Genomic DNA, 13,330 nt, shown 5'->3' with positions numbered 1-13,330 from the left:
TCACGTCCGATCGCGACGGCGCAGGAGGTTGCGGGGCGAGGATTCCTTGAGCGACTTGCCACGTCCCGACAGGCTCGGATTGGTCATGAAATATTGCTGGGCGTTGAACTTTTCCTCGCCCTCGCCGGGCACTATGCGCTGCGAGGAGCCATCGGGCAACACGCTCCAGCTCTGCTGGTTGTCCTGCAGATTGGCGACCATGATCTGTTCGAGAATCTGCATGTGCACGGTCGGGTTGGTGATCGGGCACAGCGATTCCACCCGCCGGTCGAGATTGCGCGGCATCAGGTCGGCGGAGGAGATGTAGAGCGCCGCCCCGGTATGGGGCAGGCCATGGCCATTGCCGAAGCAATAGATGCGCTCATGCTCCAGGAAGCGGCCGACGATCGACTTGACGCGAATATTCTCCGACAGGCCCGGCACGCCGGGACGCAGGCAGCAGATGCCGCGCACCACGATCTCGATCGGCACGCCGGCCTGGCTGGCGCGGTAGAGCGCATCGATGATCATCGGGTCGACCAGCGAGTTCATCTTCAGCCAGATCGCCGCCGGCTTGCCGGCCTTGGCGAACTCCATCTCGGCGTCGATATGGTCGAGGATCTTGGTCTTCAGCGTCAGCGGCGCGATCGCCAGCTTCTCCAGCCCCACCGGCTCGGCATAGCCGGTGATGAAGTTGAAGATGCGCGCCACGTCGCGGCCGATCGCCGGGTCGGCGGTGAAGAAGGACAGGTCGGTGTAGATGCGGGCGGTGATCGGGTGATAATTGCCCGTGCCGACATGGCAGTAGCTCGCCAGCGCCCCACCCTCGCGCCGCACCACCAGCGAGAGCTTGGCGTGGGTCTTCAGCTCCAGGAAGCCGAACACCACCTGCACGCCGGCCCGCTCCAGATCGCGCGCCCAGCGGATATTGGCCTCCTCGTCGAAGCGCGCCTTCAGCTCGACCAGCGCCGTCACCGACTTGCCGGCCTCCGCCGCCTCGGCCAGCGCCTTGACGATCGGGCTGTCGGAGGAGGTGCGGTAGAGCGTCTGCTTGATGGCGACGACATTGGGGTCGCGCGCCGCCTGGCGCAGGAACTGCACCACCACGTCGAAGGATTCATAGGGGTGGTGGACGACGAGGTCCTTCTCGCGGATGGCGGCGAAGCAGTCGCCGGCATGGTCGCGGATGCGCTCGGGGAAGCGCGGATTATACGGCTTGAACTTCAGGTCCGGCCGGTCGACGCCGACCAGCTGGCTGAACTCGTTCAGCGCCAGCACGCCGTCGACGAGGAAGATCTCGTCTTCCACCACGCCCAGCTCCCGCGCGACGAAGACACGCAGTTCCTCGGGCATGGAGGCGTCGATCTCCATCCGGATCACCTGCCCCAGCCGGCGGCGCTTCAGCGCCGTCTCGAACTGGCGCATCAGGTCCTCGGCCTCTTCCTCGACTTCGAGATCGCTGTCGCGGATGACGCGGAAGCCGCCCTGGCCCTTCACCTGGTAGCCCGGGAACAGGCGGCCGATGAACAGGCCGATCATCTGCTCCAGCGTGATGAAGCGCTGCACCCCGCCCTCGCCATCCGGCAGGCGGATGAAGCGGTCGATCTTGGCCGGCACGCGGATCAGCGCGTTCATCCTGCGCCCGTCATGGATGCGCGAGAGCTGCAGCGCCAGCGAGAAGCCGAGATTGGGGATGAACGGGAACGGGTGCGCCGGGTCGATGGCGAGCGGGGTCAGCACCGGGAAGACATGGGCGAGGAAGAAGTCGTCGAGCACCGCCCGGTCGGCCTTCTGCACATCGGCGCCGTCCACCAGCACGATGCCGCAGCCGATCAGCGACTGCCGCAGCCCGCGCCAGCGCGCCTGCTGGTCCTCGGCAAGTTCCGCCGCCGCCACGCCGATGCGCGCCAGCTGCTCGATCGGGTTCAGTCCGTCCGGGCTGCGGGCGGTGTAGCCCTCGCGCACCTGCTCCTTCAGGCCGGCGACGCGGACCATGAAGAACTCGTCGAGATTATTGGCCGAGATGGAGAGGAAGCGCAGCTGCTCCAGCATCGGGTGCTCGGTGTTGGCGGCTTCCTCCAGCACCCGGCGGTTGAACTCCAGCCAGGAGAGTTCGCGGTTGATGAATCGCTCGGGCGCCTTCATCAGCTCGTCTTCCAGCGGACGGGGCGGCACCGTCGGCTGGATCGGCATCTCGGTCAGTTCGACACTCGGCTCGACCTGCATTTCCGTCTCGCTCACCGTCGCCACTCCATCCTTTTTGCGGGGGGCCCGCTTCGTCCGGCGCGAAGGTCGCCGGGCATCGTGACGGCTGGATGACATGTCGCGTTTAACCTATGGTCAAGTCGTTGAGGACAATTTCGCCGGCCGCCGGTTCCGTCTCGTCGGACGCATCCGCCCGCCCGCGCAGCAGTTCGGCGGCGAGGGCCCGGGTGAGCGGCCGCTTGCGCGCCAGCGCCTCGCGGTCGAGTTCGGCGACGACATCGCGCAACCCGGCAATGGACCGTTCGACGCGGGGCAGAAGGTAGGCCAGCAGCGCCTCGTCGGGAAGGATCTGCCGGTCGGCGAACAGCTTCACCGCCACCGCCGCCAGCAATTCCTCATCAGGCGGGCCGAGCCGCACCACCGGCAGCACCCGCAGCCGCGAGGCGAGATCGGCGGTGGCGAGCGTTTCCGACAGCGTCGAGGGCAGCCGCGCCGAGGTGATCAGCAGCCCCGCCTTCTGCTCGCCCACCAGGTTCAGCAGGTGAAACAGCGCCGCTTCCGGCACCCCGCCCTCGCCCAGATCCTCCACGACAAGCGCGCCGCTGGCCAGCAGGCCGGGCACGGCGGCGATGTCGAGCGCCGACGCCGGGATGAGCTTCGCGCCGGAAGCCTCGGCGAAGATGGCGGCGAGATGCGACTTGCCCGAGCCCGCTGGCCCCACCAGCGCCACGGCGCGTGCCGGCCAGTCCGGCCAGGAATCGATCAGCGCCAGCGCCGCCTCATTGGCGAGGCCGGGCAGGAAATCGTCCCGCGACCGGCTGTCGGCATGGGGCAGATCGAGGGCAAGCTGCCGGCTGGCCATGCTCAGCGCGCCCGGCTCTCGGGAAAATACGGCACCGGCGCGGGGGCGCTGTGCAGTTCCGCCTCGCCCTCCCCGGTATAGAGCGGACTTTCCAGATATTGGTTGATGGCGAAGCGCACCAGCACCCCCACCGCCGCCGCCAGCGGCACCGCCAGCAGCAGGCCGAGGAAGCCGAGCAGATAGCCGAAGGCCAGCAGGGCGAACATCAGCCACACCGGGTGCAGGCCGACACTATCGCCCACCAGCTTGGGCGAGAGGATGTAGCCCTCGATGAACTGGCCGAACACGAAGATGCCGATGACGATGGCGATCATCGAATAGTCGGGGAAGAACTGCACGATGGCGACGCCGCCCGCCAGCACCAGCCCGGTCAGCGAGCCGACATAGGGGATGAAGGTGATGATCCCCGAAACGAAGCCGATGACGAAGCCGAAATTCAGCCCGGTCATGGTCAGGCTGATGGCGTAGAAGCTGCCGAGGATGAGGCAGACCAGCGACTGACCGCGCACGAAGCCGGCAATAGCGCCGTCCATCTGGCCGGCAAGGCCGCGCAGGGTGGCGCGGTGGCGCACCGGCAGCCAGGAATCCACCTTGTGGACCATGCTGTACCAGTCGTTGAGAATGTAGAACGCCACCACCGGGGTGATAACCAGCAGCGAGAACACCGAGAGCAGCGCCTGCCCACCGGTCCACAGCCCCTGGATCAGGGTGAGCATGTAGGTCGCGCCCTGCGACACCAGCTCGTTCAGCCCGGTCTGCACGCTCGGCAGCCGGTCGCCGACGAACTCGCGCAGCCACGCGGCCTTTTCGCCCTCGCCGGTCAACAGGTTCTGCAGCTTGCCGATATATTCCGGCAGGCGCTGGATGAAGGCGGCGAGCTGCGAGCCGAAGATCGGCACCACAAGCAGCATCAACAGGATCGCCAGCAGCAGCGTCAGGGTGATCGTCACCAGCGAGGCCACCAGCCGGTTGACGCCCCAGCGCTCCAGCCGCGTCGTCACCGGGTTGAGGAAATAGGCCAAGGCCAAGCCGGCGACGAAGGGCAGCAACACGCTGCTCAGCAGCCATGAGGCAGCAATGAACAGACCGAGCACGGTCAGCCAGAACATCACCTGCTTGTGCCACGCCATTCGACAACCGCCTCTCGCCCGGGCCCGCGCCTGCCGGCGTCGCCTCGCGCACATAAATACAGGAAAACGGCGCGCGTGCGATGCACAAGCCGCAGCGCCGGTCCACTCGCCCCCGCCATTCACAGAACCTTCCCCAACGCGACATGGCCGTGGACGTTCCGCCATGGCAGAAGGCAGAACGCCGGCAGGAGGAGCGCGTGATGGAAGACCCGCTTTATACCGATGCGTCCCTCGTCGCCTTCTACGACGCCGAGAACGATTGGGGCATGGACCGCAGCTTCTGCGCCGACCTTGCCCGGGATGCGGACTCGGTCCTCGATCTCGGCTGCGGGACGGGGGCGTTTCTCGCGGGACTGTCCAACCCCGTCCGGGTCGGCGTCGATCCGGCAGCGGCGATGCTCGACATAGCCCGTGCCCGCCCGGGCACGGAGGGCGCGCAATGGATCGCGGCCGATGCCCGCACGCTGCGCCTTAGCCGGCGGTTCGATCTCATCGTGCTGACCGGGCACGCCTTCCAGGTGTTCCTCACCGACGACGACCAGCACGCCGCGCTCACGACCATCGCGGCCCATCTGGCGCCGGGCGGGCGCTTCATCTTCGACAGCCGCAACCCGGCCGCCCGGGAATGGGAGGAGTGGCAGCCACACAATTCGCGCCGGTGGGTCGATCATCCCGCCCATGGCCGGGTCGAGGCCTGGAACAACGCGACCTGCGATGCCGCCTCGGGAATCGTCACCTACGGCACCTATTATCGCCTGGACGACGGGCGCACCCTGAGCGCGCAGAGCCGCATCCGCTTCACCCCGAAGACCGAGCTTGAACGGCGAATCACCCAGGCCGGGCTGAGCGTGCAGCGTTGGCTTGGCGATTGGGCCGGCGGGCCGGTTGGAGAGGCGTCCCCCGAGTTCATTCCCCTCGGCGGCCTCGCTTCGCCGGCGTGAGCCACCCCTGATGACGGCGCCGGCCGCGCGTGGCAAAAGGCGTCGTCGCGCCGGCCCGGCGTGCTGTTCGGATCTGCCGCATGCGTTCCTCTGTCGTCACCTCAGGCATCGTCGCCGCCCTTGTCGGCTTTGGCGGCACGCTCACCCTCATCGTCGCGGCGGCGCAGGCGCTCGGCGCCACGCCGGGGCAGATCACCTCGGGCGTCATCGGCCTGTGCCTGTCGATGGCGGCGACCTCGGCCTGGCTCGGCTGGCGCCACCGCATGCCGATCATCACCGCCTGGACCACGCCCGGCGCGGCGCTGATCGCCGCCTCGCACGGCCTCACCATCGAGCCGGCGGTGGGCGCGTTCATCGTCGCCGGCGTGCTGATCCTCGTCACGGCGGCGGTCAAGCCGCTGGGCGCGCTGGTGCAGCGCCTGCCGGTGGCGATCGCCGCCGCCATGCTGGCGGGCGTGCTGTTCCGCTTCTGCACCGGCGTGTTCGCCGCCGGGCAGGTCGACCCGCTGCTGGTGCTGCCGCTGGTGCTGCTGTTCCTGGTCGCCCGGCGGATCAGCCCGTTCGGCGCCGTGCTGGCGGTGCTGGTGCTCGGTATCGCGCTGGCCTTCATTCTCGGCCGCGTCGGCCCGCTGCCCGACGGCGTGCCATGGCCGACCGTTGAACTGATCGTGCCGCAGTTCGACCTGCAGGCGATGATCGGCGTCGGCATCCCGCTCTACATCGTCACCATGGCCTCGCAGAACCTGCCCGGCTTCGCCGTGCTGCAGGCGGCCGGCTACAAGCCGCCGGCGCCCTCGATCCTCGCCTCCACCGCCATCGCCTCGCTGATAACAGCGCCGATCGGCTCGCTGACCAGCAACCTCGCCGCCATCACCGCCTCGATCTGCACCGGGCCGGACACCCATCCCGACCCGGCCAAGCGCTGGCTGGCGACGCCGTTCTATGCGCTGAGCTACCTCGTGCTGGCCGGCTTCGGCGCCGGCGCGGTGGCGCTGATCGCCGCCCTGCCGCGCGAACTGGTGGCGACCTTCGCCGGGCTCGCGCTGCTCGGCCCGCTGGTCAATGCGCTGGGCTCGGCGATGGGCGACGCGGCCAAGCGCTTTCCCGCCGTGCTGACGCTGGCCGTCACCGCCTCGGGCCTGTCGCTGTTCGGCCTCGGCTCCGCCTTCTGGGGACTGGCCGCCGGCCTCACCGCGCTGGGCATCGAGCATGCCGGGCGCCGGGGCTGAGGCCGCAGCGTGCGGGGGAAAGCCGCCCGCGACCTTGCCCGCCGCGCCATAAGCGGCTAGAGCACGCGCCGATCAGCTTGCACGCAAGCTGATCGGATCACGCGTTCTCTATCAACACTTTAGAGAGCGATTTACCGAGCCGATTGATTCAATCGGCTCGGATCGCGCTCTAAGCCGCCACCATTCCTAGAGGGCATGCGATGACCGGTACGGACAAGGGCCTCAGCTATCGCGATGCGGGCGTCGACATCGACGCCGGCAACCGGCTGGTCGATCTCATCAAGCCGCTGGTCAAGGCGACCCGCCGGCCGGGCGCCGATGCGGACATTGGCGGCTTCGGCGGGGTGTTCGACCCCAAGGCCGCCGGCTTCAAGGACCCGCTCATCGTCGCCACCACCGATGGCGTCGGCACCAAGCTGAAGATCGCCATCGAGACCGGCCGGCACGGCACCATCGGCATTGACCTCGTCGCCATGTGCGTCAACGATCTCGTGGTGCAGGGCGCCGAGCCGCTGTTCTTCCTCGATTATTTCGCCACCGGCAAGCTGGCCCCCGAGGTCGGCGCCACCATCGTCGCCGGCATCGCGAGGGGCTGCGTCGAGGCCGGCTGCGCGCTGATCGGCGGCGAGACGGCTGAAATGCCGGGCATGTATGCGGAAGGCGACTACGACCTCGCCGGCTTCTCGGTCGGCGCGGTGGAGCGCGGCGAGCTGCTGCCCTCGCCCAATGTGCGCCCTGGCGACGTACTGCTCGGCCTCGCCTCCTCGGGCGTGCATTCCAACGGCTATTCGCTGGTGCGCCGCATCGTCGAGCTGTCCGGCCTCGGCTGGGATTCGCCCGCCCCCTTCGCCCGCGGCCTCACTTTGGGCGAGGCGCTGCTCATCCCCACCCGGCTCTATGTGAAGTCGGCGCTCAGTGCCATCCGCTCCACCGGCAAGGTGAAGGCGCTCGCCCACATCACCGGCGGCGGCCTCACCGAGAACCTGCCGCGCGTGCTGCCCAAGCACACGATCGGCCGCATCGACCTGGACGGGCTCACGCTTCCCCCCGTGTTCCGCTGGCTGGCGCAGACCGGCAATGTGGCGCCGGAAGAGATGCTGCGTGCCTTCAATTGCGGCATCGGCATGGTGGTGGTCTGCGCGCCGGAAGACGCCGAGACCGTGGCCGATGCCTTCGCGCAGGGCGGCGAGGAAGTGGTGCATCTGGGCGTCATCGAGCCCGGCGAGGGCGCGGCGCACACCGTCTATGACGGCACGCTCACCCTCGACACGCCGCTCTGAGCCGGACGCCATGACCAAACCCCGCGTGGCCGTCCTCATCTCCGGGCGCGGCTCGAACATGATGTCGCTGATCGAGGCGGCTGCCGCCCCGGACTTCCCGGCGGAAATCGCCGTGGTGATCTCCAACCGCCCGGACGCGCACGGCCTCGCCCGCGCGCAGGCCTGCAACATCCCCACCCGCATCGTCGACCATAAGGCCCATGCCGACCGCGCCGCCTTCGACGCCGCCCTCGACGCGGTGCTGGCGGAGGAGCAGGCCGACCTCGTCTGCCTCGCCGGCTTCCTGCGGCTACTCACCGGCCCGTTCGTGGAAAAGTGGACGGGGCGGATGCTCAACATCCACCCGGCCCTGCTGCCCAGCTTCAAGGGCCTGCACACGCATGAGCGGGCGCTGGCCGAGGGCGTGCGCATCCATGGCTGCACGGTGCATTTCGTCACGCCGGAAATGGACGTCGGACCCATCCTCATCCAGGCCGCCGTGCCGGTGCTGGAGAGCGACACGCCCGACACGCTCGGCGCCCGGGTGCTGGCGCAGGAGCACGTGATCTACCCCGCCGCGCTGCGCCTCGTCGCCGATGGCCGCGCCCGGCTGGTGGAGGGCCGCGTCGCCCTCGACGAGTTCACCCTCGCCCCGCCGGCGCTGGTCGTGCCCCCGGTCGGCTGAACGCCCGCGCGTTTGTTCTACGCGATCCCCACCGCCCGCAGCGTCGGCGCGGCGTGCGCCACCTCGTCGAGCGGCGCGATCGACACCTGCATGTCGGTCATCATCGCATCGCCATAGATGGTGGCAAAGGCCGCATCCGCCGCGTCGCGGCCGACGCCGATCCGCACCAGCCCCTGCAGCGCCGCCTTGCGGGTGGGGTCGAACACATACCAGGCGCCGTCGAGATAGCACTCGAACACGGCGTGAAAGTCCGGCGGGTCGAGCTGCCAGGCATAGGAGCTGGCGAAGCGCGAGGGGATCGACAGCGCGCGGCAGAAGGCGATGCCGAGATGGGCGAAATCCCGGCACACCCCGGCGCGCTGCACCATCGTGTCATAGGCCGAGGTCTCGGAATTGGTGCTGCCGCTGAGATATTCGACATTGTCGTAGATCCAGTTGCAGATCGCCGTCACCCGCTCATGGCCGGGCGGCAGGCCGCCGAACTGGTGATAGGCGAAGCGCCCAAGCTGGTCGGACTGGCAGTAGCGGCTGGGGTTGAGGAAGGGCACCACCTGAAGCGGCAGCTCCGCCACCGGCGTCTCGCCGACATGGGAGGGGTCGGCATCGAGCATCGCAAGCTCGACGGTGGCGTCATAGGCGACCTCGAACAGGCCCGGCTCCACCACCACGCGCACAAGCCGCGTGCCGCCGGCAAGATCATGCCGCTCCAGCGCGAGCGCGGGGGTGAGGTTCAGCGATTCCGAGAGAATCGTCTGGTGGCGCAGCGCCGCCGCCTCGATGTTGAGGATGAAGACGGCCCTGTCGCGCACCTCATAGGCGAGCCGGGAGGCGACGTTGAATCTCATGGGGCGGTTCCGCTGCGAGGAGAGATGTCGATATGACGCCGACAGGGTCGATCGGTTCCCCCCAGTTACCACCTCTTGGGTCGTAAATTTGCGACGGTGGCGGACCAGACCTCGGATAATTGATTGACTAGGACACCATTTTAAATTAGTTTCCTAGTCAACAACACTCCCACCAAGGTCGCCATGTCATCGTCTCCCCTGCCCGCGTTGTCCGATCACCTAGGCTTCTGGCTGCGCTTTGTCTCCAACCACGTCTCGCAGGCCTTCGCCGCCCGACTGGCGGCAAAGGAGGTGACGGTGGCCGAATGGGTGCTGCTGCGCACCCTCCACGGTTCGCCCCCGCTGGCGCCGAGCCGTGCCGCCGACATCATCGGCATGACGCGCGGCGCCATCACCAAGCTGGCGGACCGGCTGATCGCCAAGGGCCTCGCCGCGCGCACGGCGAGCATTGAGGACGGGCGCGCCCAGACGCTGGCCCTCACCCCCGCCGGCGAGGCTTTGGTGCCGCAGCTGGCGGCGCTGGCCGATGCCAATGACGCCGCCTTCTTCGCCCCCCTCACCCCCGAGGAGCGCGCCACGCTGGAGCGCCTGCTGCGCCGTCTCGCCGAGCAGCACCGGCTGGCGGCGCTTCCGGTCGACTGACATTCAAGGGAGACTACCATGCACCCCGACAGCCAAGCCATCGCCGCCGCCTGCCTCAAGGGCTCGGAAGACGGCACCATGAGCTTCCCCGACATCGTCGGCACGCTGATGGCGGCCGGCTTCGAGAGCTATTCGATCGACTTCCGCCGCGCCACGGCGACCTATTATTTCGTCGATGGCGCGAGCTTTGAACTGCCGATGCACGCGCCCGATTTCCCCGTCGCCGCCGCCTTCGATCCAGGCTCGATCGGCGCCGCGATAAGCGAGGCGCAGCAGCTGCTGCCGGGCTACACCTATAAGGGCTTCTGCGCCAAGGTCGCGCAGGCGGGTTGCGCCGGCTACATCGTCTCCTTCTCCGGCCGCCGCGCCCTCTATCTTGGCCGCACCGCCGAGACCCATGTGGAGCTGTTTCCGAGATAGGACGCGGCTCCCGGAATCCGTTCGCGACCAACCCATCCGGATCCGGGCGACCTTGGGCGATCTCGCGCACGGGCCGGCGTCAGACCGGCATCTGCGCTGAACGCGACAGGAGCCGCGTCATCTGAGCGCCCGACATACACCTTTAAGTTGCACATATAGATAATTTACATACTATCGATTGCGCTCTGGTGTCACCCCACCGGCGAGCCAGGTGATCTTTATCGACGATAACAATGAAATTTCTTGGAGTAAAAATCATGTCAACGCTCCTGACGATCAACCTAACTAACCGTACAGCAGCAACGCAAAGCTTCTATTTCTTTCAACAACCGGCTATATACGCAGGCGGATCCCAGGTCTACAGCAACTCACTCCACTGTCAGTACCTGGGAAATTACGATTCCACCGGCAGCGTGCTGACGTTCCAGGCCAACCTCCAGTACTACGCCGGCATTCAGCAGACGAACAATCAGCCGCAGGTGGGCCAGAGCTCGGGCTTCGCCTCTGCCTTCCGCGCGATTGATCTCGCGCCAGCGTCTGGCACCGCCAATGACTGCACCACCGCGTCGGTGGACCCCCTCGGCCTGTCGCAGCCCACAGTGGGCCAGAATGTGCAGGCGGGAGCGTTCCGCATCATCACGCCGGCCTACCAGGCACCGCCCATGTACAACATCGGCTCGGCGGTGCAGACGAACGGTAGCCTCGTGCTCTCGAACTTCGTCGTCGCCAACCCGCTCAACACCACCGATTGCCAGCCGATCCTGCGATACTACGTGCAGACGGGCAGCTACACGCCCGGCTCTGTGATCAACTTCACCACATCGAGCATCAATGCGGCCATGTGCGACTTCACGGGCGGCCACTCCACCATGAATGTCACGCTGAATCCGGACGGCACGTGGGCCGTCCAGATCATCCATTAAACGATCTCAGCCCGGCGGCCGCCGTCGAAAGCAAGCATCGCGACCGTTGTGCGGCGGCCGCCGCGCGCCCTACATCGGCCGCACCGCCGAGACCCATGTCGAGCTGTTTCCGAGCTAGGCCCGCGCGATCCGCACCCGATTGTCGTGCAGCGCCGCGCCGCCGACGGGGGCGACGGGGTCGGCGCCGGTGAGGCTGTTGATGCCGCGCCCGCCTGCATGCGCGCGGTTCGGCCAGATCGATTCCGCCACCACCACGCCGCGCCGCAGCCCGTCGAACAGGCGGGCATGCAGAAGCACCTCGCCGCGCGCGCTGGCCACCGTGAGCAGGTCGCCCTCGCTCACGCCGAGGCCGGCCGCATCGTCCGGGTGGAGCAGCAGTTCCGGCCGCTTCTCGCGGGCAATGGAGCCCTCGGTCTCGGTGAAGGTCGAGTTGAGGAAGGAGCGCGCCGGCGCGGTGACGAGACGGAACGGGTAGTCCGCGTTCGCCTCCTCGATCACAGCCCAATGGTCCGGCCATGCCGGCATGTCGCGATACGGCCCGAACTTGCCCGGCGAGGCGTAGCGCGAATGCGCCCAGTCCGGCTTCAGCCGGAACTTGCCGTCCGGCCAATTGAAGCCCTTCACATAATGCGCGGTCTCGAAATCAGGCTGCACATCGAGGAAGCGCTTTTCCTCCAGTTCCTCCACCGTGCCGCGCCCCTTCGCCTGCAGCATCCAGTCGACATGCGCGCGTGGGCTCATCTGGAAGCCCTCATGCGCGGCGCCGAGCCTCTCCGCCAGCGCGCCGATCACCGCATGATTGGTCCGGCACTCGCCCGGCGGCTCCACCAGCTTCGGGCCGAGGATGACATATTGATTGCCACCGCCCTGATAGAGGTCGTCATGCTCGGTGAACATGGTCGCCGGCAGCACGATGTCGGCCATGGCGGCCGTCTCGGTCATGAACTGCTCATGCACGGCGACGAACAGGTCGTCCCGCGCGAATCCCCGCCGCACCGTCTCCTGGTCGGGCGCGACCGAGACCGGGTTGGTGTTCTGGATCAGCATGGCGGTCACGGGCGGGCCACCGAGCAGCGCCTCGGCGTCGCCGGTGAGGATGTCGCCGATGCGCGACTGGTCGAGCTCGCGCGCCGTGGTGGGGATGTCCAGCCCCTCCACCATCCGCTTGTTCCAGCCATAGATGGCGCTGTTGGAATGGAAGGCGCCGCCGCCCTCATGCTGCCAGGCGCCTGTTATGGTGGGGATGCAGCTCACCGCATGCATCGCCACCGCGCCATTGCGCGAGCGGGTGAAGCCATAGCCGGCGCGGATGAAGGTGCGTGGGGTGCGGCCGATGGCATGGGCGAAGGCTTCGATCTCATCCGCCGGCAGGCCGGTGATCGCGGCGGCCCAGTCCGGCGTGCGCGAGGCCAGATGCGCCTCCAGCCCGGCCGGATCGTCGGCGAATTGCGCGAGATAGGCGCGGTCGGCCAGCCCGTCGCGGAACAGCACATGCATCACCGCGCAGGCCAGCGCGCCATCCGTGCCGGGGCGGATCAGGATCGGAATGTCCGCCTGCTCCATGGTCGGCGAGCGGTAGACATCGACCACTGCGATCTTCGCCCCGCGCTCCTTGCGGGCGCGGATGGCGTGGGTCATCACATTGATCTGGGTGGACACCGGGTTGGTGCCCCAGATCACCACGAAATCGCTCCTGGCCATTTCGCGCGGGTCCGGCCCGGCGAGCTTGCCGGTGCCGGCGAGGAAGCCGCTCCAGGCCGGGTTGACGCAGATCGAGGAGAAGAACCGCGAATAGCCCTTGGCGCGGGTCAGCCGGTTGATGCCGTCGCGCATCACCAGCCCCATCGTGCCAGCATAGTAATAGGGCCAGACCGCTTCCGGCCCGTGCCGCTTTTCCGCCTCGGCAAACTGGTGGGCGATCTCGTCAAGCGCCTCGTCCCAGGCGATCGGGGCGAAGCGCCCCTCCCCCTTGGCCCCCACGCGGCGCAGCGGCCGGGTCAGCCGGTCCGGGTGGTTGGCCCGCTCGGCATAGCGCGCGACCTTGGCGCAGATGACGCCGGCGGTGAAGCTGTTGTCGCGCGAGCCGCGCACGCGGCCGATGCGCCCCTCCGCCACCTCGATCTCCAGCGCGCAGGTGGAGGGGCAGTCATGCGGGCAGGCGGAATAGGCGGTACGGGTCGGCGAGATGTGCTGATTCATGAAAAAGGCGC

12 protein-coding genes are annotated in these 13,330 nt (G+C 67.9%); 7 read left to right on the top strand and 5 right to left on the bottom strand.

The window, feature by feature from the left end; genetic code table 11:
- The 3 genes from A3M1_RS0117790 to A3M1_RS0117780 all read right to left on the bottom strand — a co-directional run bounded on the left by A3M1_RS0117790 (position 1) and on the right by A3M1_RS0117780 (position 4,176).
- On the bottom strand, positions 1-2,205 hold the full coding sequence (locus A3M1_RS0117790; RefSeq protein ID WP_018390352.1) for an RNA degradosome polyphosphate kinase: 2,205 nt from the start codon (positions 2,203-2,205) through the stop codon (positions 1-3).
- 103 nt (positions 2,206-2,308) lie between these two features.
- A complete protein-coding gene (locus A3M1_RS0117785) occupies positions 2,309-3,046 on the bottom strand; it encodes a DnaA ATPase domain-containing protein (RefSeq protein ID WP_018390351.1) in 738 nt (245 codons plus the stop codon).
- A gap of 2 nt (positions 3,047-3,048) precedes the next feature.
- Entirely contained in the window at positions 3,049-4,176 is a 1,128-nt protein-coding gene (locus A3M1_RS0117780; protein WP_018390350.1) for an AI-2E family transporter, read from the bottom strand.
- Positions 4,177-4,376: 200 nt separating this feature from the next.
- Here A3M1_RS0117780 and A3M1_RS0117775 point away from each other — a divergent pair, with 200 nt between their 5' ends.
- The 4 genes from A3M1_RS0117775 to purN all read left to right on the top strand — a co-directional run bounded on the left by A3M1_RS0117775 (position 4,377) and on the right by purN (position 8,290).
- Complete coding sequence (locus A3M1_RS0117775) at positions 4,377-5,117, top strand: trans-aconitate 2-methyltransferase (protein ID WP_018390349.1); 741 nt, start codon at positions 4,377-4,379, stop codon at positions 5,115-5,117.
- A gap of 80 nt (positions 5,118-5,197) precedes the next feature.
- Positions 5,198-6,346 carry a benzoate/H(+) symporter BenE family transporter gene (locus A3M1_RS0117770; protein ID WP_018390348.1) on the top strand — a complete coding sequence of 383 codons (1,149 nt, stop codon included), beginning with the start codon at positions 5,198-5,200 and terminating at the stop codon, positions 6,344-6,346.
- 200 nt (positions 6,347-6,546) lie between these two features.
- Positions 6,547-7,626, top strand: a complete 1,080-nt coding sequence (gene purM / locus A3M1_RS0117765; RefSeq protein ID WP_018390347.1) for a phosphoribosylformylglycinamidine cyclo-ligase — start codon at positions 6,547-6,549, stop codon at positions 7,624-7,626.
- Between the two features lie 10 nt (positions 7,627-7,636).
- Positions 7,637-8,290, top strand: coding sequence for a phosphoribosylglycinamide formyltransferase (gene purN, locus A3M1_RS0117760; protein ID WP_018390346.1), 654 nt, complete (start codon positions 7,637-7,639; stop codon positions 8,288-8,290).
- 17 nt (positions 8,291-8,307) lie between these two features.
- Here purN and A3M1_RS0117755 read toward each other — a convergent pair whose 3' ends face one another.
- Positions 8,308-9,135 (bottom strand): transglutaminase family protein, encoded by an 828-nt coding sequence (locus A3M1_RS0117755; protein WP_018390345.1) that lies wholly within the window; start codon positions 9,133-9,135, stop codon positions 8,308-8,310.
- A 183-nt stretch (positions 9,136-9,318) separates the two neighbouring features.
- On the opposite strand from A3M1_RS0117755, the gene A3M1_RS0117750 reads away from it, so the two are divergent.
- The 3 genes from A3M1_RS0117750 to A3M1_RS0117740 all read left to right on the top strand — a co-directional run bounded on the left by A3M1_RS0117750 (position 9,319) and on the right by A3M1_RS0117740 (position 11,120).
- Positions 9,319-9,777: a MarR family winged helix-turn-helix transcriptional regulator gene (locus tag A3M1_RS0117750; RefSeq protein ID WP_198291141.1), complete on the top strand. Its 459-nt coding sequence runs from the start codon at positions 9,319-9,321 to the stop codon at positions 9,775-9,777.
- A gap of 18 nt (positions 9,778-9,795) precedes the next feature.
- Positions 9,796-10,197: a DUF1398 family protein gene (locus A3M1_RS0117745; protein WP_018390343.1), complete on the top strand. Its 402-nt coding sequence runs from the start codon at positions 9,796-9,798 to the stop codon at positions 10,195-10,197.
- Positions 10,198-10,454: 257 nt separating this feature from the next.
- Positions 10,455-11,120, top strand: a complete 666-nt coding sequence (locus A3M1_RS0117740) for a hypothetical protein (protein ID WP_026221374.1) — start codon at positions 10,455-10,457, stop codon at positions 11,118-11,120.
- A 114-nt stretch (positions 11,121-11,234) separates the two neighbouring features.
- On the opposite strand, the gene A3M1_RS0117735 is transcribed toward A3M1_RS0117740, so the two are convergent.
- Positions 11,235-13,319: a molybdopterin-dependent oxidoreductase gene (locus tag A3M1_RS0117735; RefSeq protein ID WP_018390341.1), complete on the bottom strand. Its 2,085-nt coding sequence runs from the start codon at positions 13,317-13,319 to the stop codon at positions 11,235-11,237.
- Positions 13,320-13,330 lie beyond the last annotated feature (11 nt).

The organism is Ancylobacter sp. FA202, from assembly GCF_000380205.1.
Lineage (GTDB): Bacteria > Pseudomonadota > Alphaproteobacteria > Rhizobiales > Xanthobacteraceae > Ancylobacter.
Note: the sequence above shows the minus strand (reverse complement) of the source record. Positions and strands in the feature narration are given on the sequence as shown.